A 23320-nucleotide genomic window follows, 5' to 3' on the forward strand; every position below is an offset into this window, starting at 1 on the left:
ATACACCACGCTACAGGAATTCCCGACCCACCCAATAAGATGTTCATCGACAGAACTGTAAATTTATCCCCGATGCTAGTGGCATCTAATGCCAAGGCAATGTCCTCAAGATTTTTCGGCAGTAAACTTAGCACCCACAACATTAATGGAGCAAAACAACCACTCACATCTAACTCACGACGATGAAGTCCTTTTTTAGCTGGGGCTTCTTGATACCATTCTTTTAATCGCTGACGGACTGTGTTCGGCTTTTCTCCGTTGAGCTCGGCGATAAAATGCGAAACTTGGGTTAAGCTGCTAGATTTGGTCATGACTACGCCGAAGCTCCAAGTCGCTAAGCCAATCGCTTGAGGTATTGACAGGTGAGTCATTTGTTTGGAGACAATACATGACCAATCCTTGAGATGCTTATTTTTCAGCATTAGGTTTTTCCTGCACCCCTGTTTCGTTTCAACACCCTCATTTTCGCCTGGTTTAATTGACTTTATACTACCCCGTCGTAAAAAACCTACACCTGTCAGCTCACCCCATCTCCCCCTATACCAATCTACCCCTCTGAGATGTGGCGGATTTTGTTTATCTTGATGCAAACTGTAAAGCCAGGAAAGCGGATACTTTCGTATCAACAGTCCAGGCTGGCATGAAATAAATATGAAGAAGTGTAGCCAAGTGCTCTCACAAATGTTAAGATTCTTAACATAACGTAGTATTGTGCACGCCCCAACCAAAACCTAACCTGAGACGGTGCTGACTGGGAGTAGTAGCTAGCTACCATAAAATTAAGCCTCTTTAAATGGAAGGAAAGCGCAAGTCCCCGCCCGCTTTCCTTCCCAGCTAAAGCTAGGGGTTTGCGACTACCGCAAACCTTTAGAGGCACAGATCCTCAGCGGGAAAAGCTCATGAAAACTCTTAAGTCCTCAGATACAGATTCTGTTCGCGCTTACTTGCGGGAAATCGGCCGCGTTCCCTTGTTGACCCATGAGCAAGAAATACTCTACGGGAAACAGGTACAGCGCTCAACCGCACTGCATCAGGAGAAAAATATTTTAGCCGAAGAGTTAGGCCGCGACCCGACGGCGGCTGAATGGGCACAGGCAGTTGGGCTGTCTGAGGCACAGTTGCAGCGGACGATCGAAAACGGGGAAAGGGCAAAGCGCCAAATGGTGGAAGCGAATCTCCGCCTGGTAGTGTCTGTTGCCAAGAAATATATCAAGCGCAACGTAGATTTACTGGATCTAATTCAGGAAGGCACGATCGGGATGCAGCGGGGAGTAGAAAAATTTGACCCGACTAAGGGCTACAGATTTTCTACTTATGCTTATTGGTGGATTCGTCAGGCAATTACTCGGGCGATCGCCGAAAAAGGCCGCACCATCCGCTTACCGATCCACATTACCGAAAAGCTCAACAAAATTAAAAAAGCTCAGCGCCAACTTGCTCAACAGCTTGGTCGCGCGGCCACGGCTGCTGAATTGGCATCCGAGTTAGAATTGACTCCCAAACAGATTCGCGAATATCTCGATCGCGCGCGCCTGCCACTTTCCCTGGACTTGCGCGTGGGAGACAATCAAGATACAGAGTTGGGCGATTTGTTGGAAGATACGGGTACTACCCCGGAAGATTTTGCCCTGCAATCTTCCCTGCGAACTGACTTAGACCAGCTAATGGCGGAACTGACTCAGCAACAGCGAGAAGTGCTCGCCTTGCGGTTCGGTTTAGAAGACGGGCAAACCCTAACTTTGGCCAAAATAGGCGATCGTCTCAACATCAGTCGGGAACGAGTGCGGCAAATAGAACGGGAAGCTTTGACCAAACTCCGCAAACGCAAGCAAGATATCAACGATTATCTAGCCAGCTAGGTAGATTGGGGATTGGCGATCGGGTCTCCCCCCTTGCAATCCCCAATCTAAAATCGTAAAAACCGCCGCTTTTAATTCGGTTGTGCCCACTTCGTTGCTATGACTGTCCTGCTACATTAGTAATTACTTAGTAATAAAGATCAGCAGCCATCAGATAAGGGTTATTTAATTTAACCGCCCGCGTCTAACATAACAAGCTGTCTCTGAAACGGAGGTACTCGTGAGCAACTCATCTAATAAATCCCCAGAATTCTTTGAAGAAGACGGAGAAAATGCCAACTTATTATGGCAATACGTGCAGTCAATGGCTCCCGACACAGTTTCTCAGTTGTCTAAGCCGACTTCTCACGAAGTGTTTCAAGTAATGGAGCGAAATATTGTTGGACTATTGGGGAATTTGCCTTCGGAACACTTCGGGGTGACAGTGACTACCAGTCGCGAACATTTGGGTAGATTGCTCGCCTCAGCTATGATTAGCGGTTATTTTCTCAAAAATGCCGAACAGCGAATGACTTTTGAAAAGTCCATACAAGCCAGTGAGAGACATGGCTCGGACGATTAGTAGATTCTTAACATTTAAGTGATCCAAGTGTCAAGCCCCCCCTCGCAAGATGGGGGCTTAATATTTTAGATTTTAGATTTTAGATTTTAGGTTTTAGATTTTAGATTTTAGATGGTTGATTTTAGATTTTAGGTTTTAGATTGTTGATTAAATAATAATTGAATAATTATTGATATTATTCTTAAATTCCCCATTCCCCATTCCCCATTCCCCATTCCCCATTCATAATTAATATGTCTCTTCCTCCTTTGGCCCACAAAGTTATCGGCGTTGCTGCAATCTGGAACGATCGCCAACAAATTTTGATTGACAAACGCCGACAACATGGACTACACGGGGGTTTCTGGGAGTTTCCGGGCGGAAAAATAGAGCCTGGGGAAACAATCGAAGCTTGCATAAAACGGGAAATTATGGAGGAGTTGGGGATTGTCGTAGAAGTTGGCGATCGCTTGATTACAATTGACCACGACTACACTAAATTTACAGTTAGACTATACGTGCACCACTGCCGCCACGTCAGCGGGGAACCGCAAACGATCGAATGCGATGAAATTCGCTGGGTGACACTCGACGAAATTGACCAATTTACTTTTCCCAAAGCAAACGCACAGATTATTGCTGCACTGCGAAAAAGTTGAGCTGTAATATAAAATTCGGTTGCTACTGAACAACTGACAAATGACAGCTAACTTTTATTTTTGGACGGGCAGAGTAAAGTGAAAACAACTGCCTCTATCGGGTACAGAGTCTACCCAAATTTGACCGTAGTGCGCGCGGATGATGCCTTGACACAGAGACAGTCCAATGCCGTAACCATCTTTTGATTTATCTCGCTGCAAGCGAAAGCTGTCTTCAAAAATGCTCGCGCAATCTTCTTCAGGAATTCCCGGCCCGCTGTTGCAAATGCTGACTTGAACTTTGTAAGCGGTGCGGTGAAGAATGGACAGATTAACAGTTCCTTGGTCTGGGGTGTACTTGCTGGCGTTGTCAAGCAGGTTGACCATGACTTGTTTGATGCGATCGGGATCGGCATAAACCAAGGGTAAATCTGCGGGAATGTCTGTTTCTATGTTCAGACTTTTCGCTTGAAATTTGTCTTGAAACTGCAAGATTACATCTTGACAAATCGCTCCCAGTTCGATTCTTTTTGGTTCAATGTGGAGTTGAGCGTTTGTACCCCGGGCTGCTTGCAGGATATCTGTAATCATACGATCGACAATTCGGATTTGGCGGCGGGCTTGTTTCATTAAATGAGCCGCCAGACTCGGTGTCAAACGCGACTTTTCCCCCTCTTTCACCTTCTGACTTGACTCCAAAGTCTCCAAAGCCAAAGATGCTGCCGTCAAGGGATTACGCAAGTCGTGAGCTAGCATCGCAATAATCCGGTCTTTCAACTGCAACTGCTCTTGCAGGTGTTCTTTTTCCTGTTTGAGGCGAAAAACTTCATCGGAAAGTTGCACAATTTCGGCCGCGCAAGCAACGGAATAGATGGGTTTTTGGTTAGTCAGGGTTTCCGCAACAACTGCGGCCGACTGCTGCTGAGCTGTGTATTCTTCTACAGAACGCTTCCAGCGGGGCCACCAGTGTTCGAGTTGGGCGATTAAATTGCTGCCGGCGAGAGTTTGTCGGGGATCGGGATGAATTTTGAGCAGCGAGGGAGTGGCTACAAGTTTAAAGTGTTCGGCTAAATCGGGCTGTTCTCCTACGTCGATGATTTGAAGCTCAAAGTCGCACTCTGCCTTCAAATCCTTTAGGGACTTGCGGATGTGTCTGGTCTGTTCCCGGGAAGAGGAACGCTTGTCTACAAACAGCAAAAGCTGTAAAAGCGGTGCGGGATTTACCGGCTGTTCGGGAGAACAGTCAGTGCCGCTGGTGCCGAGTGTGGGATGGACGCTGTTGAGCTTTTCGATCGGGTGAAAATAATTGAGCATTGCCGAGCCGAGTTATTTCACTTCTACTTTAATTTAATACTTACTTTAGATTTATGCTATTGTCCGATAATTTCATTACAGGCGGGCAGATGATATTTTTGAGATGGAAGAAAAATGAGTCGCTGCGGGTGGTGGTTCAAGTGGCGGCCGCCTTTTTTGTGCTGTGCCTGTTGCTGACGCTGCACCGCTACTACAGCTTTTACGCTACTTACGACCAAGGCATTTTCAATCAACTTTTTTGGAACGGCACTCGGGGTCACTTGTTTGAGAGTTCCCTCTCTTCGGCTTTGTCCACTAATGTGGTTCACCAAAATCAGCTCCCGGAAGTATCTTACTACCGGTTGGGGCAGCATTTCACGCCGGCGCTAATGCTGTGGCTGCCAATTTACTCGCTGTTTCCCTCGCCCGTCACTTTGACTGTGTTGCAGGTGACGTTAATTACCGCGGCTGGAGGAGTGCTCTATGCTCTCGCCAGACACTATCTGGAACCAAAGCTGTCGGCGACAATTGTTGTGAGCTATTACTGCGCTAACGCGGTCATCGGCCCGACTTTGGGCAATTTTCACGATATTTGTCAAATGCCGCTGTATGTCTTTGGCTTGCTGCTGGCGATGGAGAAGCGCTGGTGGCCGTTGTTTGGGATTCTGGCAACTTTAATTTTGGCTGTGCGAGAAGATGGGGGGGTTGTTTTATTTGGCGTCGGAGTGTACATGATTTTGAGCCGGCGCTACCCTCGGACTGGTTTGGCTGTCTGCATACTCAGTTTTGGTTATATGATCGTTCTGACCAATCTGATTATGCCTTTATTTTCTGCTGACATATCCCAGCGGTTTATGATGGAGCGCTTCGGCCAATATGCCGATGGAGATGAAGCTTCTACTCTAGAAATTATTTGGGGAATGGTGAGCAATCCCTGGCGGTTGGTGGCTCAGTTATTTACGCCGTTTTTTGGTAAGATTAGATACCTGCTTGGCCAGTGGTTGCCATTAGCTTTGGTTCCTGCTTTCGCGCCTGCGTCTTGGATGATAGCTGGATTTCCGCTGCTGAAGCTATTTTTAGCGAAAGGAGAGTCGGTGCTGGCGATTAATATTCGTTATGCGATGACTGTGGTTCCAGGGCTTTTTTATGGGGCGATTCTGTGGTGGGCCCAGCGTCAAAAGGAAGAAGATAGAATGGTGAAAGAGGAAAGAATGTTTTTGCGTTTTCCTTCTGCTTTATTTCCTCTGCCTTCTTCTTCAAATTTTCGCCGCTTTTGGGGGTTTTGCATCTGTTTGTCGCTATTTTTTACCTTCACTTCTAACCCAAATCGGACTTTTTCTTGGATTTTGCCCGATGCGATCGATCCTTGGGTGCAGGTTCCTCTCGTCAGACAATGGCAGCACGTTTTGCAAGTGCGGCCGCTATTGGCTCAAATTCCTGCTGATGCTAGCGTGGCAGCGACGAATACTATTGTGCCGATTTTGTCAAGCAGGCGGGAAATTCTCAGGTTTCCGATGTTTGAACTCCGCAATGATGCGGGGAAGGCAGTGAAGATGCAATATGTAATTGCCGATATGTGGCAGTTACAGCAGTATCAGGCTGCGTTTCGCGCGGAACGGGGACAGTTGCGGGAGATCGTACCGGCGATCGATCGAATGTCCAAATCTGGAGAGTACGGAATTGTTGGCTTTGAAGACGGCGCGATTTTGATGCGTCAGGGTGCGGTTTCTAATTCTGCATCGGTTGCTGCTTGGACCCGTTTTCGCGGCGAATTGGAGCCGATTTTGAAGAAACGGTAAGCGGGTAGACACGATCGCCATTGCTTCCCTCAGTGGCTCAAATCTTGAGGAAACCTGTTTTTTTCAGGTAATGGCGATCGAGCAATTTCATGCAAAAACCAGGTTTAGGCATGATTTTCTGTCTTTGTTGCTGCCAAAAGTCAGGCATTGGGCATCAACTTGCGCTCAACTCAAATTTGAGGCTGATAATTATACAATAAATCTGTTAATCCTAAACATTAAGTTATATAAATTATTTGGAGGGAGAAAGATGAAAATTTTGGTATTGGCATGGGAGTTTCCTCCCAGAATCGTAGGCGGTATCGCCCGCCACGTATCGGAACTATATCCAGAATTGGTGAAGCTGGGGCACGAAATTCACTTAATTACAGTAGAGTTCGGCCACGCGCCGATGTACGAAGTGGTGGAAGGAATACGTGTGCATCGGGTGGTGGTGGGGCACGCCAGGGACTTTTTTCACTGGGTGGCGAACCTCAACCAAAGCATGGGCCACCAAGGCGGGAAACTGATGCTTGAGGAAGGCCCCTTTGATATCATCCACGCTCACGATTGGTTAGTGGGAGATGCGGCGATCGCCCTCAAGCATACCTTTAAAGTACCGCTAATTACCACCATCCACGCCACCGAATACGGGCGCTTCAACGGCATCCACAATGACGGGCAGCGCTACATTAACGCCAAGGAAAACGACCTCGCTTACAATTCTTGGCGGGTAATAGTTTGCAGTGATTATATGCGGCGGGAAGCCGAACGGGTACTCGCGACTCCGTGGAACAAAATAGAGGTAATTTACAACGGAATTAGACCAGATAAAAAGCCCAGGTGGCACGAATTTGACGCGATGGATTTCCGCCGCAGGTTTGCTGCTGACGATGAGAAAATTGTCTATTATGTAGGAAGAATTAGCTATGAAAAAGGCATTGGTGTATTTTTGAATGCGGCACCTAAAGTAATTTGGGAAATGGGGGGTAAAGCGAAAATTGTAATTGTTGGTGGCGGCAATACAGACCATCTCAAACATTTAGCTTGGCATTTAGGAATTTGGAATAAGTGTTATTTTACTGGGTTCATGTTTGAGGAACATCTTGACAAATTCCAGACGGTGGCTGACTGCGCGGTTTTCCCCAGTCTTTACGAACCTTTTGGGATTGTAGCGTTAGAAAGCTTTGCTGCAAGAGTGCCTGTGGTGGTTTCGGATGCGGGCGGACTTCCAGAGGTGGTGCTGCACACTAAAACTGGCGTTGTTACTGAGGCAAACAATCGGGATTCTTTGGCCTGGGGAATTTTGGAGGTTTTGAAAAATCCGGGTTACGCGCAGTGGTTGGTTGACAATGCTTATCAAGATTTGGAACGCCGGTTTAGTTGGCCGAAGTTGGCGATAGAAACCCAGTGGGTTTATGAACGGGTGGTGGAGGAAAGGGCTGAGGTTGATTGGTAAGAATGCTCTTTTTTGACGGTTGACGGTTGACAGTTGACGGTTGACAGTGAGTCGAATATCAACCTTGTTGGTGCAAATCTTAAGAATTTGTAACACAATGATAGATACACTCGAACTTACTTTGAGTGCACTCGGAAGATTTAAAGGGAATTAGCATCTTGAATATTTTTAGGGACATCGAGCCCCAACCCAGACGCAGCTTACTGATTTTATTCACCGCAGGCCTGCTATTCTGGTCGAGTTTGGCTTCGCTACTGCCAACTTTGCCGCTGTACGTTCAATTTGTGGGTGGCACAAAACAGCAAATTGGCTTTGTGATGGGTGCATTTGCGATCGGACTTTTGCTATCGAGGCCGAAGTTAGGTAAAATAGCCGACAGCAGGGGTCGAAAACAAGTTTTGCTTCTAGGTGCGTCAGTCGCTGCGATCGCCCCTTTGGGCTACCTGTTAGCTCAATCTATCCCCTTACTGTTACTTATTCGCGTTTTTCACGGCATTAGTATCGCCGCTTTTACTACAGCTTACAGTGCTTTGGTAACAGATTTGTCGCCGCCAGGAAAGCGGGGCGAATTAATCGGTAACATGAGCTTGGTGAATCCTATTGGTTTAGCAGTTGGGCCGGCTATTGGCGGATTTGTGCAAGCTTGGGTTGGTTATACTCCTTTGTTTGCAATGTCGGCGGCTTTCGCTGCAACGGCTGTATTTTTTACCTGCAAAATTGCGGAACCTGATTTTGCAGATTTAACAAAATCGGACTCGCTATCTGAGGACAAAAATAGCCAAAAATACTGGCAAATGCTCTGGAATCCGAGAGTGCGGATTCCGGCTTTAGTTTTATTGGTGGTTGGTTTAGTATTTGGAACGTTGAGCACTTTTATGCCTTTGTTTATCCAAGAAACTAAGGCTAATTTGAATCCTGGATTATTTTATTCTACGGCGGCTATCGCCAGTTTCGGTATACGGTTGGTCACGGGACGGGCTTCGGACAAATACGGCCGCGGCTTGTTTATTTCTGGCGGCTTAATCTGTTATGCCGTATCTATGTTATTGTTGTATTTTGCTAACAACAGCAGTGCTTTTTTAATAGCAGCTTTGGTTGAAGGTTGCGCGGGCGGTACGGTTTTGCCGATGATGGTAACGCTGATGTCGGACAGGTGCGAACCTCATGAAAGGGGCCGCTTATTTTCGCTTTGTATTGGCGGATTTGATTTGGGTATTGCGGTTGCGGGGCCGACTTTAGGCTTTGTTGCGGAACAAGTTGGCTACAGAAATATGTTTGGTTTTGCGGCTGGGCTCGCTGGCTTGGCTTTGCTGGTTTTTATTACTCAGTCTAGCAAGGGCTTGTCTAATTCGATGAAATTTGCGATCGGTCGAGGCAAAGATATTTATGCTTTGAATCGATGATATAACAGAAGCAAGAAGGAAGAGGCAATCAGGGGACTTACCACAAAACCCGGTTTCTCCCAAAAATCGTGAATCTATGCGACAGATATTGAGGCAGAAACCGGGTTTTTGTTCCCGCGCAGCATTCTGAAAAACAGGCAAGATTCCTGTTCCACAAAGATTAAAAAAGTTCTGAGTTTTAAGTCCTGAGTTGAATTAATTTCTTAATTCAAAACTCAAAACTCAAAACTCACAGCTTATAACGTTTTTAAATGGGCTTGGAGGGATTCGAACCCCCGACCTCATGGTTCGTAGCCATGCACTCTATCCAACTAAGCTACAAGCCCCTGTTGAGTTAAGATTTAATCTAAAATTGATTAAGTTCTTTTCTCACAGAATCTTACAGTAACACCATTACCAAAATAATGCAAGACCTTTCGCAAACTTTTTCTAAATTGCCCGATGTGGCACAGCTAACTCACCTTGACAACAGCGGGGAAGCTCAAATGGTGGACGTTTCAGCGAAGGTTCCGACTGTGCGGCAAGCTGTGGCTGCTGGCCGGGTGCGGATGCTGCCGGAGACGTTTGCGGCGATTGAAGCGGGGAATGCGCCGAAAGGTGATGTGTTGGGCACTGCAAGGCTGGCTGGAATTATGGCGGCGAAGCAGACGGCGCATTTGATTCCTCTGTGTCACCCTCTGCCGCTGAGTAGCGTGGAGGTGCAGGTGATACCTGATGCTGGGTTGCCGGGGTATCAAATTCGGGCGACGGTGAAAATTAAGGCGGAAACAGGGGTGGAAATGGAGGCGCTGACTGCGGTTTCGGTGGCGGCGCTGACTTTGTATGATATGGCGAAAGGATTGGAAAAGTCGATCGCCATTGAGTCGATTCGCCTGGTGAGTAAAAGTGGTGGCAAGTCTGGAGACTATGAAAATGTAGAGGCATAAGTTTCCTGCCGAAAGAGGGATGCAGCATTCAAAAAGCTGCACTTATGATTAAAATAGGCACTGAACTACTAATATCAAGTGAAAAACTATGCCTCCTCGTTGGCCCCGCAAACCCGATCGCAACGATCCAGAGTACCGCCGTTTAGATGACAGGATGAATTTTGCTATCCACGTCGGTCTTTTTTCTGCTACCAATTCAGGTTTGTGGTTTGTTCACAATTTGCAAAAGGCTGATTGGCCTTGGGCAATTTCGGTAACGGGTGGATGGGCTCTAGTAGTTTTGGCCCACGCGATTTACCATTTTGCGATCGCCGATTATTCGCCCCTCACCAAAGATTCTGGCTGAAGGCAGTTGGCGGCGATTTGTTAAGTCTTTTGATTGATAACAAATAACTTTCGGCTTTTTTGATATGGCTAATACTACACAGGCGATCGAATCCTTAGCAGCCGAAATCGGCGAAAATGTCTACATTGATATTGCCAAGTGGCATTTGTATCTCAATGATGCCCACCTGCATACACTTGTTGCTGAACAACTTTACCGGATGCTGGAAGATGGCGATTTAGATGCTGACAAAGTTGCACAAGTTTTGCAAGGAATTCCAGTCAAGTTGGGGGGCGGCAAGCGGGAAGTGCCGCTGGCAGATTTGATTCCGATGCAGTGTCAAGTTCAGTTGATGGATGTGCTTGAGGAATTTCAGCGGAAGATGTAGTAAAGGGCGGGTTTTGTAAGCAGATTGTGGGCGTTGTGCCTGGTAGTTCGCCCTTAACCCGCCCCGACAATTTTATTTATTTGCGAAAACGGCCCCGAATGCGATCGACAAACATATCAACTTCCGGCAATTTCATTTGACTGACAAACAGGGCAAAAACCCCTAACCCTACAAAACTTGGCAAACTCAACTGCACTAATTGAATTACCAAACCTTCAGTACCCAAAACTCTTTGACACGCTTGCAGAGTAGCCAAGGTAACGAAAGCAGTTAAACAACTGCCCGAAGTTAACCCCAGAAAAGGTAAACTCCACTCCCCCCAAGGCAGGCCACCCAGCTTTTTATTTAAACAGTACAAAAGCATAATCATCGAAACAAGATTCACTCCCACCGTCGCCATAACTAATCCGGGCGCGCCAAATGCTCCTACTAACAAATAATCCAAAAGACCGTTCAAAAAGATATTGATAATACTGATGCGAAAAGGCGTTTCCCCGTCTCCCAAAGCGTAAAATACCCGTACCAAAACGTCGCGTCCCAAATACACAAACATTCCAATACTGTAAGCCATCAATATCGGCGTGACAAACTGCGAGGCCTCTCGATCAAAAGCATAGCGTTCGTAAACCACGCGGACGATCGGCCCTGCAAGTGTTACCATTAAAGCGCTCAGCGGCAGCATCGTAAGGGCAGTCAAAATTAAAGATTGACGAATTCGATCTTTTAATTCCGGCCAATCTCTCGGATCGGTGAGACGAGAAAAGATGGGTAGAAATGGCACTAAAATTACATTAGAAATGATGCCTAAAGGCGTCATAACTAACAAGCCACTGTAACCCAACGCAGAGGCAGCTTGAGGGATGTAGGATGCGAAAAATAGATCAGTATAAACATTAATTTGCAGCATTCCTGATGATAAGGTAGCAGGAACCATCACCTTAATTACTTCTTGCACTCCCGGTCGTTTAAAATTAAACCGCAAGCGCAATGTTCCCAAGCCGGCGCGCCACTGCGCCGCTAGTTGCACCAACCACTGCAAAACAGCACCCGCTAAAGTTCCCCAAGCTAACACTAAGCCGCCAATTAGTGCGTATTCCGGCTGAATAATTTTGTCTCCGAGTTGCAGTGCGAGAATCCCCAAACCGCCGACAAGTGCAACGCTGGAAAATAAGGGACTAATCGAAGGCAACCAGTACATATCGGCAGCATTGAGAGTGCCGAAACCAATGCCGATTAAGCCTGAAAGTAATGCCATCGGCGCCATAATCCGAAATTGTTGGACGGCAATTGCTTTAATTTGTAAACCTTCTGCTGTTCTATTTAATCCCGGTGCCACCAAATCGATCAGCGGATCGGCAAAAATAATTAAAGCGACTGTTACCAACAGCAGCAAGCCCCCGACTAAGGTGGTGATAGTCTCGACTAAGGGTGCTGCTTCTTTTTTATCCCGGCGGGCTAAAACACTGACGATGGCGCTGTGAAATGGCCCGTTAATCCCTCCCAGCAAAATAAATAAGAAACCAGGGATGACGTAGGCGTAGTTGTAGGCATCGACGGCGACACCGACTCCAAAGGCTGCGGCGATCGCAATTTGGCGCACCAATCCAAAGACTTTGCTAATTAGAGTGGCGACTGCGACAATGCCGGCAATCCCTGCAAGGGAACGAGAGGGCTTCTGTAATTGGGACACAAATGGTTACAAACGCTAATGCTAAAAGGATTCACTTATTTTAATCGCGAATCGGGAGAATCATATCATGAACTCATAAAACTTCTAGAGGTAATTGCGCTTATACCAATTTTATCGATATTACTGACTTGCGGAAATTCAATAATCGATCGGGACTATTCGTCCTAACTACAAACCGTCGTTTCGTGCTATGATGCGTCAATCTAAAATCTAAAATCTACAATTTACACTCTAAAAATGATGAAACAAATGAGTTGATAAAAGCAGATAAATAACATATATAGCCTTTCTCAGTAACATGAGTTGCTCATTGGGCATAGGGCATAGGGCATAGGGCATAGGCATAGGACTCGCCTCCATACCTCACCACGCTTGAGAACCGCTATAGTTGATAACTGAGGACTGACTGTATGAGTTCCCAGACTTATTTCAAATGTTGGGAGCCAGGTATTTGGTTAGAGGTAAAATCGCAAACCTAAAATCTAAAATCGCAAACCTAAAATCTAAAATCTAAAATCTAAAATCTAAAATCGAATGGCTGGCTTAATTTACAAATATCCTCCTCTTTTACCCGGAATTCTCATCAAACGTTACAAGCGATTTTTTGCCGAAATTGAACTAGATTCGGGAGAAATAATCACCGCGCACTGTCCGAATACTGGCCCGATGACGGGTGTTTACATTCCGGGCAATCCAGTGCTAGTATCTCCCAGCGACAATCCTAAACGCAAGTTAGCTTATACTTGGGAATTAATTAAAGTTTGCGACACTCTGCCAACTTGGGTGGGAGTTAATACTGGGCTACCAAATCGAGTAGTTAAATTAGCTTTGGAATTGAAATTGTTTCCCGAGTTGGGCAATTACAGTTTAATTCAACCAGAAGTAGTTTACGGGCTAGACAAAAAAAGTCGAGTTGATTTTTGGCTAACTGGTGAGGAAAAACCGATTTTTCTGGAAGTGAAAAATACAACTTGGGTAAAAGAGGAGTTGGCTCTATTTCCCGATACAGTGACGGAGAGGGGACAGAAACATTTGCGGGAATTGATCGAAGTGGTGCGGCAGGGTTCGAGGGCTGTAATGCTGTATTTTATTAATCGCGGGGATTGTACTGATTTTGCTCCGGGGGATAGTGCCGATCGCCTTTACGGAGAATTGTTCAGACAGGCTATGAGTGAAGGTGTCGAAGTTTTGCCTTGTCGGTTTGACGTGACACCGGAAGGCATTCGCTATTTGGGGTTAGCAAAACTGGATCTACTAACCCCTGAATGATTGATGAGTTTAAATTGCCCGCATTTCTTGATCGATCTCGACACTAGCCACGCCCGGTACGCTCTTTAGTCCTTCTAGCTTCGATTGAGCAACTTCTCCAGTAATAATGCCAGTAACAGCTAGCACCCGATCAACCTTCATTCCCGCCGATTGTAAGCCAGTGACAACAGATTCAATTATCGGTAATTTTTGGTCGTCAACAGTCACGATGATGCGCTCTACTTGTTCATCAGACATATTCAGCATCCTTGGTATAGCGGTTAGAGTCCCGACTTCTTAAAGAAGTCGGGACTCTGGGTATTCTCCATCACGGAGCTTGTACCAAGCCACTTCCGACAGCACTTGGTAATGGTAGTGCCATAGCATGACAAGTTAGCACTTGCCAAAGTTGAGAACCTCGTTTACCAGTCGATTCGGCATACAGGGCAGCGATCCCAGCTACGTGAGGGGTAGCCATGCTAGTGCCGTTCCAGGCAGCATAACGCCCTTGATCCACAGGCAGTGATGAGTATACTTTCACTCCCGGAGCGGCGATATCGACTTTACATCCTGGAAATACGCCAGAGGGAGACGAGAATGCAGCCACTTGGACACAGTTATTGATCGCTGCAACAGCCATAATCGACGGGCTATTGGCTGGTTGTCCGACGGGTTTGGGCCCGTGGTTGCCTGCGGCTGCCACGATCAGACATCCATTTTTCAGTGCGCGGCGGCCGACTGTTTCGTAAGCAGGAGACGGTTTGGGATTTGTGTTTCCCAACGACATCGAGATTACTTGACACCCATTGGCGATCGCCCATTCCATGCCAGCCAAAATCCAGCCACTAGCGCCACTACCGGCATTACTCAACACTTTACCGACATAAATGGTCGATTCGTAAGCGATCCCGTACCTGCGACCGTTCTGATCCTTGAACCCGCAGGCTGTCCCGATGCAGTGGGTACCGTGACCCATCCCATCTTGTACATCCTCCCCAGGTACGAAGGACTGCGATACGATCGATCGACCCGCGAAGTCGGGATGTAATAGATCCATCCCCGTATCCAGCACCGCAACTTTCATTCCGCTACCAGTCAACAGAGACTTCATCGCCTTCGTTGCCTTCAAACCCCAAGTAAACTCGGTATCATCGGCAAAACATACTTGTTTCTCGATTTCTGCTTCGTCTGTAGTAGCAGTGGCTTTCTCGTACAGGTGATTCACCGCATCGCGATAGCCCTGCAAATAATCTACCGACAACCCCTCCTCAATGGCGTAGAAAGTGGTCTCAGGTTCGATCGCCAGAATCGCAGAATCCTCTCCCGCTGATGTCATGACGCTGCCAAAACCCCCTTCATCTAACGTGACAACGGCTATGCCGAGAGTAGGAAACACGGCTCCCCCTGCTGCTTCAATTTGGCCGAAGTCTAGAGCAGAGTCCGGGAAATCGGCTGCATTTGCCAGTCCTCTGATCCCAGTTTGGTCGCTCAGGAGGTCTAATCCTTCTGTCACTGCATCTTCGCGAAAAGTAATAATGTAACGCCCTGTTGTTTCATCGGCTTGGGCAGTTTCTGGGATGGGAAAACTAGGTTGTTCAGACATAAAATACCTCTAATTCAGTGTTAGATAATGCGTTGAGTTGGCAAAGAAATTTATGGAATTCCCAGGCTGTGACTTGTCAAGAAACAGCCCTGTATTTAATCCATGCTTCTAAGGGTTGAATACGAAATAGTCAGCATAGAGCCGAATCAGGCTGTGTTCCCACTCGATGTTGACCCAAATCTTGACTACACCATTTTGTGGGGAAACGTTATGGAGAGTATATCGAGCCTCACCGATCTTCTTTCCAGCCGTGGTATTTGGAGAAACACCTTCGCCGATCGCAACGAAGACGAGAGAGTTGGGTGTGATTAAGCCCCAATTAAGAGGCAAGATGTGCTGTCCTTTCTTGAATCCCCAGTCATGGCGATAAGCGTAGCCATTACCAAACAATATTGCGGGCGAAGCTCCATCTTGAGGCGCGCCCAGTTGACGCACCTCTTCAAGGTTAGCCTCTTGGCTTTCCTGAATTGTGGGAAGCTCTAGCTGAGAATTCGATACAAAAATTTCTTTGGTAGAAGACATAGTTTGTTTCCTTGTTATTTAACGTTAATGGCAAGTAGTTTCTCACTATATGCCGAAGCTGAATAACTGCTTTCTATCTCATAATTATCCAAATTAATTTGGCAAGCAATACGACGATCCGCGTATATGATTATGAAGATATTGCAACAACTTACGTAACTGTTACGATTCCTATTAGACTTCTCCAGAAAAGGCAGTCTTGAACAGGCATCCTGCCTGTTCCACAATGATTAGTGGAGATGTATACTTGGATAGATTTGTCAAGTTAAATTGAGAAGAAAAATGTAACTTGACAACGCTACTCAGATTTATGCGGTCAAATTCAGCGTGAAATTGTCGTAACTGTTAATATCAAGCAACCGGAAGCCTACATTAGTTGCTTGGGTGTTGCTTATCCACTCACACCAGTCAAATGCTTGTGGAGGGACAGGCCTCACGTAAGGCCCTGACCAATTTGCTCCGTTATCAGCCTCGGCATAGTAGCAGTAGTAGCGATTCAGGCTACGCAAACTCCCTCCATAGACCACTTTGCATTCGCCAGGATTGATTCGCCACCAACCTTTTTTTGCCCAATTTCCACCATCTGAACAGTTGGGACGATAGTACATAATAGCTACCCAAACACCATGTGTATACTTGTTGCAAATTGTGAGCATATTCCACCTCTTACAATGAGTAATTGTCAATGAATACGGTTCTATGTCCTTTTGGTGGAAGGGGTAAATTCAGGTAAAACTTCTTTGTTTTCCACAGAGAACATCGATGATGCACGTAGGGTATGAAGCAACGTTTGATTTTCAATGCCCGGTTTAGCATCTGATTGCCCTTCGCGAGCTGTCGAATCTTGTTTCAGGGCAGCGACATCCACAAAATCGACTGTTGCATCTTCTTGGCTTTTTTGAGGTAAAACTTCTTTGTTTTCCACAGAGAAGATTGATGATGCGCCTAGCGTGTGAAGCAATGTTTCATTTTCGATGCCCGGTTTAGCATCTGATTGACCTTCGCGAACTGCTGAATCCTGTTTCTGAACACCGACATCGACAAAATCGACCGTTGCGTCTACATTATTGGTTTCCATTTTTACTTCCGTAGTTAGTTTTTGTTGGGCACAGGTTACAGGCTCCGTGTAGCGTTTGATCTCATATTCTTCTACATACAGTTGGGCAACAATACGACGATCCGCGTATAGGATTATGAAGATATTGCAAGAAATTACTTGGGCAGCAGCCCCAACTTTTCTAGAGCAACCATCACAGCAGCAGTCCGAGTTTGTACGCTAAGTTTTCCGTAAAGATGTTCTAGATGTTTTCGGACTGTTCCTTCACGGCAACCAAGAATTTTAGCAATTTGGGCATTACTTTTATCTTTGGCAATCCAGAAGAGAACCTCTGCCTCGCGTTTGGTAAGTCCTAACAATGTCAGACCACAAATAGATAAGCCTTGCAGTTCTTGTTCCTCTAATAACAAGAGATATTGCTCTCCAATGGGATCGGGAATCAGACGGACGCTCAACTGTTTTCCTGCTTGCTGAATGTACAATGGTAAACAGCTAGATGGCATATCGCCGTTGAATGTGAGTCGCGATATCTGTTGATTGAACCAATGTTGTAAGAGTTCTGGCAATGAGTGCGGGGCGCGGGATAAAAAATACTGGTTCAACAGTTGTTCGGCGCGTTGAGTAATGAATTGCACCTGCCCTGCAATCTCGACAACTATCGCCCCTACCCGATCCAAGATTTGCTTCACTAATACCTTAATGAAATTATCTGACTCTTTGTTAGTGCGATCGCTCTCGACTTCGAGACTATAATTTTGGTAGCAATTTTCGTAACTTTTTGCCTCAGCTTTTGCTGCTGGGAATTTATCAATACCTTCAGATGTCAAAATAACGGCGCGCTGACGCTTTGGTGTCTGTGAATTCATGGGAAGTATCTCCATTGGCATACAGGGTGAAAATGGCGAAACCAGATACTCATGCGGTGCAGGTATCTAGCTCATTTCACTCTTGTTGAGGTCTACAACTGTAGAAATGCACTCTGAGATTTTTTGACAGTCCCTGATTTAAGTTGCTTTTCTTAATTAATTACTAACAATAACAGTCACTAGCTGTTAGTTACCAGTCGCATAATCGAGGGACTTGCATAAATTTTATTTTTGTGTTAATCGAAATAGAGGCTATTGTATAGATTAGCGATCGGCTAAAAAGAAGGTGATAGTCAATCAATTTTAGATTTTAGATTTGAGATTGAAGAAAGCGACCCCACGGATTTATCTGGGGGCTTCTACCGTGGTTGTTTTCAGTCAAGACAAAATTTTACTATTAAATCCGCAAAAGATAAATTTATACAGGGGAGACGATCGCGCTTATGGGAAAAACGCGATCGCTTTCAACACCTAGCCCTGTAAAAAAACCTAGCTGTTTATTAATCTTGAAGAGAAACAAGCCTAATCCTGCAACAGCAAGGGCAGCAATATTGCTAGGTGATGGCGCTGCTTCGAGAATGCTGAGTGCGTTGATGCAGGTTGCTTTTCCATACCTGATTTGACTGGTGAATCGGCAAACTTGAAAATAGGTAAAGATACCGTGCGTACAAGTACATACACTCGCCCTAAGAACGTCAGGGTGAATTACATCATCAAATATACTAATGGGTGATGGTAAAGTTGGTTAAACATCAGCGAGCATCCTGGCTTTTCTGAAAATAAATGTAAGTACGGTTTCTTGTCGGGAAATAATGTCTGCTGTAACTTCCATTCCGGCTTGAATATGATACTGACAGCACTGTGGATCGGCAGATTGGCTAATAGCCCGATCGCGCTTGACTAAATAAGTTCTTTGGGGTATAACAGTCACTTCATAGTAAGGCGGACTGTTATTTTCACCAGCAATGGCATCGGGTGCGATCGCACTAACTTTCGCTTCTAGTACGCCGTAGTCGGGATAGGGATAGGCAGAAATCCGCAGGATAGATGTTTGACCGATCGCAATTTTACCAATATCGGGAGCGGCGACGCGAGCTTTGACGACAATCGCAGCATTAGCGGGAGCAATTTGAGCGATTGCCGCACCGAGTTGTGCAGTTTGTCCGGGATTTCGCAGATTTAGTTTGAGAATGGTGCCGTCTACTGGAGAACGAACGACACTTTTTGCAAGTTCGGTATCAATTTGTTTGAGCTCTTGGCGATCGCGATTGATTTGATTTTCGATGTCAGCGCGACTCTGAATCGAAACTAATCGTTCTTTTTTCAACGCTGCCAAAGCTGCTTCACCCTTGGCTTTTTCTTGAGCAATTTGCTGTTGGGCGATCGCCACGGGTGCGGCACTGGGATTCAGGGCAGCTTCAACAACTTTCAATTTAGCAGCCGACACTTCAACAGCTTGTCGCTGCCTGTCAACGGTTTTTCTTTGGCTTTCAACTGCTTTTTTTTGCGCTTCTACGGCGGCTTTTTGCCCTGCCACGGCTTGTTCTTGCTGCTGTGCGGCAAGTTTCGTCTCCTCCACTAAATCCAGCGAAATAGCGCCTGTTTTTTGGATAGACTGATAGCGATCGCGCTTAGAAACGGCTGCTTTTAAATTTGCCTCGGCAGCCTTTAAATTTGCTGTGGCTGTTTGCAAGGAAGCCTGTTCTTTTTGCAATTCCGGCAGCGATTTTTCCCATTCCGACTGAGCTAATTGTACATTAGCTTGGGCCGCTTCAACTTCAGCCAGCGAGGTAATTTGTCGTTCTCCATAGTCCCGCTGGCTGCGGCTTAAATCAGCTTGGGCAGAGGCAACTGCGCCTTCGATGGCCTGGGTTTCCGCTGCTAGGCGATCGTCTAAAGCGCTAATTTGAGCAGCAATTTGACGCAGTTGCAGTTGGTTTTGCTGGATATTTCCTTGCAGTTGGCTTTGTTTAGTTAAAAGTTGGGAAGAGTCGATGAGGGCGATCGTATCTCCTTGTTTGACAGCCTGATTTTCTTTGACTTGAATGCTTTTAACCGTGCCTGCTGTCGCCGCTTCTACAATGCGGATTTCACCAGCAGGACGGACGGTAGCGGGAGCTCTGACGGTAACATTATATTTAGCGACAGCAGCAAGGGCGATCGACCCGCCAAAAGTTGCCAACAAAAATAATCCGCCCGCCGTTATCCAGCGGCTGACGGGTGGCAAGAATTCATCCGGCTTGGCAGTGCGGAGAAAGTCAAAAGAAGAGTCAGTAGTCATTAGTCATCCGTCATTAGTTAGTGGTTCGTGGCTTTCCAATAACGTCATGCCATCCACGCTTGCGGTTTCTCCAAGCGCAAGCATGGGCGGCGTGGAGATTGATGAGTTTATTTTTGATGCTACTTAAGGTACTTGAGGAGGAATAAAGTCGATACCGCCAAATGCCGGGTCTTGATTTATGTTATTCCGCCTCATAGTCACGACAAAAAAGTAGAGCCTAAAAGACTCAAATTGGTGAGTTTGTCCAACAAAGAAAGATGTATTGACTGTCGAGTTGCTAGGGTTAGAATTAGAACCCCACGCTGCACCAACTGCTATGGAACTGCCAGCGCTGCTATTGCGGTAGAAAAGCCGCGTCGTGATTTCAGCCAGATTTCCAGTGCCATCCGTATCCCGGTAGTAGACGCGATACCCTGTCAAATCGTTGTCGTTTGATGAATCGGATACTGTCAACCTGTTGATTGGCAGGGGGCAAAAGAATCTTACTGTTCCCGTACTATTTGTATTGAAAATAAAAGCGCCGTTCACCATCCTGACCCTTGCGTCCGCAGTGTTACTTTCCGGGCGACAAGCACTAGCAGGAATAGTTGTTGCTTGAACATCTTGGTCATTGGCTACAGCGGCACTAGGAAACGTAAAAAGCCCCGCGCTCGCTGTCAGAAATATGAGACGTTTTAATTGCATCATAATCACCTCGTGCAGATATATCCCTGAAAAATTGAAGTTTTATCCTGTCTTGATTGCTAAGCGTTCCTTGAAGGGCGAAAGAATAAACGGAGAAATATTAAACCTATCCACCACATATCCCGATCGCCCTCAAACAGGACTTATGCACCAACTCTATACGTAGGGTGGGCTTCGGCGCACCTTACCCCACAGATAGTGTAAAAAGTGTAAAAATTACTCCATTGCGTAAGTCCTATGAAACTACTCCTTACTACCTGACTTGTATGCAAATAGTCTCGCCTTTATCATCCTCACCACACACAAAATCGACATCACAATGCTGCGTGCGTGTAGCTATAGCGCTCAGCGAAAGATTAGGTAATAAAGTTCCTCCTGAGAATAATTCTTCCTTTTGTTCGTCTAACGCTACTGTGAGTTCTCCCAAGAAAACAGTATCCAAGATGGACTTCGATAAATTATTGACTGGTGTTTTCGTAAACATTGTTGGTCTCCTTGATGTTATTTAACTAAATGAATTGGCGAAGAGTAGAGCCCGGATAGTAGCAGACAGTGCTGCCAATCCCAGGGATTTAAAGTTGTTAGACAGCATTCCCCGGTTTTTATTGGGTTCGGTACTCACATCTATTGGCAGAACATCCGAAAGTTGACTAACGCTGGTAACTTGACCGCCTGCGATTAAATTGGCTTGCGGATCTGAAATATCCTGAAGTTTGCGATGCTCAGCCAAGAACTCTGATTAAGTATTTCCAAGCCTCCTGTTACAATTACTATTGTTTTGCCTTGTTGGCTTGATTAAGAAAAGAAGGGAGAGCGATCGCAGATAAAGTTGGTAACTCAGCCTCCAACTCTAAGGGGAGTTATCCGCCAGAAATAGATTCCTGACTCTGTTCGTTTAAATCCATCACTAGCGGATGTATTTTTTTAACATCCAACACTGAGTTCGATGAATTTTTAGTTTGGTGTTTGCGAAACATTTTTCTCCCTTCCGTGGGAACATTTGGATTTTTTGAATCCGTAAACTTATTCGACGTTCGTCACTCTAGTAACTTTCACAGACAGTTTGTTGCCCCTCTAGATCCTCCCAGCAGTGCATTCGCCTTGCTAGTGACAACCAAACGCGTGGCTCGCTCGTATTTTGCCCGCCAAAATATTGGCTTGCTACGTCATCACTGAGTTATTTCCACAGACCTTGAGTTGGCTCGTTTTTTGTGGTTTGCGATTTCTTAGGTTGCATCGTATTCATCGGATGTAAGGATTCAGGTCACTGAACTCCTTGCTGGGCAAAGACTTTAGATATGGAGCTTGATACTAAATCAATCTCTATTCTCAATAAACCACGGAAAACTGTCACTTCTCCTCGTTTATTGACAATTAACCACGAAAGACAAAAACCCTTATTTTGCCCTAAAACCCTTGCCAGACAAGCGTTGGAGCCGCAAGTTTTTATACCTGAATCCTTACCATCGGATTTCCTCCTGTACGTTAGTTCAAGGCAAGAATTTTTCTTGCTCCCCAAGGAGAGAAGGATTGCCTCGCTGTCTACCTTTCATGATGGCGAACGGCACATTACCTGTATTGCACGATATTGCTGTTTTTGCACATTCTTGCTATGACTTGAGTAAATTCTTGGGAGTCACTCCAGTCAAGCGTTTGAAGTGACGGTTGAGGTGACTTTGATGAGAAAAACCGCAAGCCATCGCAATTTCAGACAAACTCATCTTTCCTTGCAACAGCAATTGTTTTGCCCGTTCTACCCGCTGTTGAATCACGTATTGGTGCGGACTGATACCAACAGATTGTTTGAAAGCGCGGGAAAAGTGGTAGGGACTGAGTTGAGCGATCGCCGCCAGTTCAGCTACACTGAATTGCCGTTCTAAATAATCGTTGATATAGTCTTGAACCCACCTCAATTTGTGCGGACACATTGCCCATTTGCCGTTGATTTTACGCTCCCCTTGCGTCGAATAATGCCGCAATAAATGTACGGCAAGTGCGTTCGCCATTGTCTCTGCATAAAGCCGGCTGCCCCCGCCATCTGATTGCGCTTCTGCCTTGAGTGCCAGTCCTATTTGCTGGATTAACGGATCTTGAAATGCCATCGGCCACAATAACTCAACTTGCTCGGTATTGAATAACTCCAGTGCGCTGCGAACTATGAATTCGCGATCGAGATTAAGAGAGAGTAAATTCATTTCATCGTGCCAGCGAAGTTCGTGAGGTAAATTGAACGGACAAAGACCGAGTGCACCTGGAAACACTTGCTTGGTTTCCCACTTGCCGTCAATTTTTCGTTCCATCTGGAAACTCTGTCCGAGGTTGATGCCGATCTGGTAGGAGCCGATCGCATATTCGGGAGTTTCAAACGGAGGCTGGCGGTGGTATTCTAAACTGATGCCAGTCCAAATTGCGCGATCGCTCTTCGTGATCGGCAACTGAGGAAATATCTGGGGAAAGTGGTTTTCTTGATTTGAATCGACAAAAAGAACTTTACTTTCAGACATGATTTTTTGTACCCCGCTACAAAACTATCTTTCTGTTTAATAGTTAGGAATTACGTAAAAACAGCTTTCCTACACTATTGGTATCGATAAGGTGCGGTGTGTTTCGCCCTACAGAGAGAGTTTATGCGTAAGTCCTAATAGTGAAACTTTACGGTTTATTTAATTTTACGTTTGATAGGGCGATAGGCGACTAAAATCTCTGAATATACATAGAACTGAAACGCTAGTCAAGAGCCGGCAGGGTGCCTCACCCTA

22 protein-coding genes, 1 tRNA gene and 1 pseudogene are annotated in these 23320 nt (G+C 46.0%); 10 read left to right on the plus strand and 14 right to left on the minus strand.

The window, feature by feature from the left end:
- A pseudogene (locus QUA83_RS05755) lies at positions 1-422 on the minus strand (hypothetical protein); the annotation flags it as partial.
- 477 nt (positions 423-899) lie between these two features.
- Between QUA83_RS05755 and QUA83_RS05760 the strand changes: the two are divergent.
- The 3 genes from QUA83_RS05760 to mutT all read left to right on the plus strand — a co-directional run bounded on the left by QUA83_RS05760 (position 900) and on the right by mutT (position 3059).
- Positions 900-1859, plus strand: coding sequence for an RNA polymerase sigma factor, RpoD/SigA family (locus QUA83_RS05760; protein ID WP_333214865.1), 960 nt, complete (start codon positions 900-902; stop codon positions 1857-1859).
- Positions 1860-2079: 220 nt separating this feature from the next.
- Positions 2080-2421 (plus strand): DUF760 domain-containing protein, encoded by a 342-nt coding sequence (locus tag QUA83_RS05765; protein WP_172187001.1) that lies wholly within the window; start codon positions 2080-2082, stop codon positions 2419-2421.
- Between the two features lie 233 nt (positions 2422-2654).
- Positions 2655-3059, plus strand: a complete 405-nt coding sequence (gene mutT / locus QUA83_RS05770) for an 8-oxo-dGTP diphosphatase MutT (protein ID WP_333292059.1) — start codon at positions 2655-2657, stop codon at positions 3057-3059.
- A 54-nt stretch (positions 3060-3113) separates the two neighbouring features.
- Here mutT and QUA83_RS05775 read toward each other — a convergent pair whose 3' ends face one another.
- Positions 3114-4352, minus strand: a complete 1239-nt coding sequence (locus tag QUA83_RS05775) for a histidine kinase (protein ID WP_333292060.1) — start codon at positions 4350-4352, stop codon at positions 3114-3116.
- A 53-nt stretch (positions 4353-4405) separates the two neighbouring features.
- On the opposite strand from QUA83_RS05775, the gene QUA83_RS05780 reads away from it, so the two are divergent.
- The 3 genes from QUA83_RS05780 to QUA83_RS05790 all read left to right on the plus strand — a co-directional run bounded on the left by QUA83_RS05780 (position 4406) and on the right by QUA83_RS05790 (position 8971).
- Positions 4406-6130 carry a DUF2079 domain-containing protein gene (locus QUA83_RS05780; protein ID WP_333292061.1) on the plus strand — a complete coding sequence of 575 codons (1725 nt, stop codon included), beginning with the start codon at positions 4406-4408 and terminating at the stop codon, positions 6128-6130.
- 250 nt (positions 6131-6380) lie between these two features.
- The gene (locus QUA83_RS05785) at positions 6381-7568 is read left to right on the plus strand and encodes a glycosyltransferase family 4 protein (RefSeq protein WP_333292062.1); all 1188 of its coding nucleotides are present in this window, start codon (positions 6381-6383) and stop codon (positions 7566-7568) included.
- A 158-nt stretch (positions 7569-7726) separates the two neighbouring features.
- Positions 7727-8971: an MFS transporter gene (locus tag QUA83_RS05790; protein ID WP_333292063.1), complete on the plus strand. Its 1245-nt coding sequence runs from the start codon at positions 7727-7729 to the stop codon at positions 8969-8971.
- Positions 8972-9223: 252 nt separating this feature from the next.
- On the opposite strand, the gene QUA83_RS05795 is transcribed toward QUA83_RS05790, so the two are convergent.
- Positions 9224-9297 (minus strand) — tRNA-Arg (locus QUA83_RS05795).
- A 78-nt stretch (positions 9298-9375) separates the two neighbouring features.
- Between QUA83_RS05795 and moaC the strand changes: the two genes are divergently transcribed.
- From moaC to QUA83_RS05810, 3 genes are all read left to right on the plus strand, one after another.
- Positions 9376-9897, plus strand: coding sequence for a cyclic pyranopterin monophosphate synthase MoaC (moaC, locus tag QUA83_RS05800; RefSeq protein WP_333292064.1), 522 nt, complete (start codon positions 9376-9378; stop codon positions 9895-9897).
- Positions 9898-9985: 88 nt separating this feature from the next.
- Positions 9986-10243 carry a 2TM domain-containing protein gene (locus QUA83_RS05805; RefSeq protein ID WP_006633890.1) on the plus strand — a complete coding sequence of 86 codons (258 nt, stop codon included), beginning with the start codon at positions 9986-9988 and terminating at the stop codon, positions 10241-10243.
- A 64-nt stretch (positions 10244-10307) separates the two neighbouring features.
- Positions 10308-10610: a DUF3181 family protein gene (locus QUA83_RS05810; RefSeq protein WP_333292065.1), complete on the plus strand. Its 303-nt coding sequence runs from the start codon at positions 10308-10310 to the stop codon at positions 10608-10610.
- Positions 10611-10686: 76 nt separating this feature from the next.
- On the opposite strand, the gene murJ is transcribed toward QUA83_RS05810, so the two are convergent.
- Entirely contained in the window at positions 10687-12300 is a 1614-nt protein-coding gene (murJ, locus tag QUA83_RS05815) for a murein biosynthesis integral membrane protein MurJ (RefSeq protein WP_333292066.1), read from the minus strand.
- 534 nt (positions 12301-12834) lie between these two features.
- Here murJ and sfsA point away from each other — a divergent pair.
- A complete protein-coding gene (sfsA, locus tag QUA83_RS05820) occupies positions 12835-13569 on the plus strand; it encodes a DNA/RNA nuclease SfsA (RefSeq protein ID WP_333292067.1) in 735 nt (244 codons plus the stop codon).
- Between the two features lie 9 nt (positions 13570-13578).
- Here the strand turns inward: sfsA and QUA83_RS05825 are convergent, their stop codons facing one another.
- From QUA83_RS05825 to QUA83_RS05870, 10 genes are all read right to left on the minus strand, one after another.
- On the minus strand, positions 13579-13806 hold the full coding sequence (locus QUA83_RS05825; RefSeq protein WP_333292068.1) for a hypothetical protein: 228 nt from the start codon (positions 13804-13806) through the stop codon (positions 13579-13581).
- Positions 13807-13876: 70 nt separating this feature from the next.
- Positions 13877-15151, minus strand: a complete 1275-nt coding sequence (locus tag QUA83_RS05830) for a S8 family serine peptidase (protein ID WP_333292069.1) — start codon at positions 15149-15151, stop codon at positions 13877-13879.
- A gap of 108 nt (positions 15152-15259) precedes the next feature.
- Positions 15260-15673 carry a hypothetical protein gene (locus QUA83_RS05835; protein ID WP_333292070.1) on the minus strand — a complete coding sequence of 138 codons (414 nt, stop codon included), beginning with the start codon at positions 15671-15673 and terminating at the stop codon, positions 15260-15262.
- Between the two features lie 308 nt (positions 15674-15981).
- A complete protein-coding gene (locus tag QUA83_RS05840; RefSeq protein WP_333292072.1) occupies positions 15982-16329 on the minus strand; it encodes a DUF1036 domain-containing protein in 348 nt (115 codons plus the stop codon).
- 41 nt (positions 16330-16370) lie between these two features.
- On the minus strand, positions 16371-16751 hold the full coding sequence (locus QUA83_RS05845) for a hypothetical protein (protein WP_333292073.1): 381 nt from the start codon (positions 16749-16751) through the stop codon (positions 16371-16373).
- A gap of 134 nt (positions 16752-16885) precedes the next feature.
- Complete coding sequence (locus QUA83_RS05850; RefSeq protein ID WP_333292074.1) at positions 16886-17596, minus strand: helix-turn-helix transcriptional regulator; 711 nt, start codon at positions 17594-17596, stop codon at positions 16886-16888.
- 745 nt (positions 17597-18341) lie between these two features.
- A complete protein-coding gene (locus QUA83_RS05855; protein WP_333292075.1) occupies positions 18342-19877 on the minus strand; it encodes an HlyD family efflux transporter periplasmic adaptor subunit in 1536 nt (511 codons plus the stop codon).
- 123 nt (positions 19878-20000) lie between these two features.
- Positions 20001-20564, minus strand: coding sequence for a hypothetical protein (locus QUA83_RS05860; RefSeq protein ID WP_333292076.1), 564 nt, complete (start codon positions 20562-20564; stop codon positions 20001-20003).
- 502 nt (positions 20565-21066) lie between these two features.
- Entirely contained in the window at positions 21067-21291 is a 225-nt protein-coding gene (locus QUA83_RS05865; RefSeq protein ID WP_333292077.1) for a hypothetical protein, read from the minus strand.
- 880 nt (positions 21292-22171) lie between these two features.
- Positions 22172-23065, minus strand: a complete 894-nt coding sequence (locus QUA83_RS05870; protein ID WP_333292078.1) for an AraC family transcriptional regulator — start codon at positions 23063-23065, stop codon at positions 22172-22174.
- Positions 23066-23320: the final 255 nt, after the last annotated feature.

Origin of the sequence: Microcoleus sp. K1-B1 (genome assembly GCF_036704705.1) — a bacterium.
In the GTDB taxonomy this organism is placed as follows: Bacteria; Cyanobacteriota; Cyanobacteriia; order Cyanobacteriales; family Microcoleaceae; genus Microcoleus.

What these genes read in the sequence shown, in the direction of transcription:
- QUA83_RS05760 (WP_333214865.1), top strand. Translation starts at nt 900, where the DNA reads ATGAAAACTCTTAAGTCCTCAGATACAGATTCTGTTCGCGCTTACTTG.
- mutT (WP_333292059.1), top strand. Translation starts at nt 2,655, where the DNA reads ATGTCTCTTCCTCCTTTGGCCCACAAAGTTATCGGCGTTGCTGCAATC.
- QUA83_RS05775 (WP_333292060.1), bottom strand. Translation starts at nt 4,352, where the DNA reads ATGCTCAATTATTTTCACCCGATCGAAAAGCTCAACAGCGTCCATCCC.
- QUA83_RS05780 (WP_333292061.1), top strand. Translation starts at nt 4,406, where the DNA reads ATGCTATTGTCCGATAATTTCATTACAGGCGGGCAGATGATATTTTTG.
- QUA83_RS05785 (WP_333292062.1), top strand. Translation starts at nt 6,381, where the DNA reads ATGAAAATTTTGGTATTGGCATGGGAGTTTCCTCCCAGAATCGTAGGC.
- moaC (WP_333292064.1), top strand. Translation starts at nt 9,376, where the DNA reads ATGCAAGACCTTTCGCAAACTTTTTCTAAATTGCCCGATGTGGCACAG.
- QUA83_RS05805 (WP_006633890.1), top strand. Translation starts at nt 9,986, where the DNA reads ATGCCTCCTCGTTGGCCCCGCAAACCCGATCGCAACGATCCAGAGTAC.
- QUA83_RS05810 (WP_333292065.1), top strand. Translation starts at nt 10,308, where the DNA reads ATGGCTAATACTACACAGGCGATCGAATCCTTAGCAGCCGAAATCGGC.
- sfsA (WP_333292067.1), top strand. Translation starts at nt 12,835, where the DNA reads ATGGCTGGCTTAATTTACAAATATCCTCCTCTTTTACCCGGAATTCTC.
- QUA83_RS05825 (WP_333292068.1), bottom strand. Translation starts at nt 13,806, where the DNA reads ATGTCTGATGAACAAGTAGAGCGCATCATCGTGACTGTTGACGACCAA.
- QUA83_RS05830 (WP_333292069.1), bottom strand. Translation starts at nt 15,151, where the DNA reads ATGTCTGAACAACCTAGTTTTCCCATCCCAGAAACTGCCCAAGCCGAT.
- QUA83_RS05835 (WP_333292070.1), bottom strand. Translation starts at nt 15,673, where the DNA reads ATGTCTTCTACCAAAGAAATTTTTGTATCGAATTCTCAGCTAGAGCTT.
- QUA83_RS05840 (WP_333292072.1), bottom strand. Translation starts at nt 16,329, where the DNA reads ATGCTCACAATTTGCAACAAGTATACACATGGTGTTTGGGTAGCTATT.
- QUA83_RS05845 (WP_333292073.1), bottom strand. Translation starts at nt 16,751, where the DNA reads ATGGAAACCAATAATGTAGACGCAACGGTCGATTTTGTCGATGTCGGT.
- QUA83_RS05850 (WP_333292074.1), bottom strand. Translation starts at nt 17,596, where the DNA reads ATGAATTCACAGACACCAAAGCGTCAGCGCGCCGTTATTTTGACATCT.
- QUA83_RS05855 (WP_333292075.1), bottom strand. Translation starts at nt 19,877, where the DNA reads ATGACTACTGACTCTTCTTTTGACTTTCTCCGCACTGCCAAGCCGGAT.
- QUA83_RS05860 (WP_333292076.1), bottom strand. Translation starts at nt 20,564, where the DNA reads ATGATGCAATTAAAACGTCTCATATTTCTGACAGCGAGCGCGGGGCTT.
- QUA83_RS05870 (WP_333292078.1), bottom strand. Translation starts at nt 23,065, where the DNA reads ATGTCTGAAAGTAAAGTTCTTTTTGTCGATTCAAATCAAGAAAACCAC.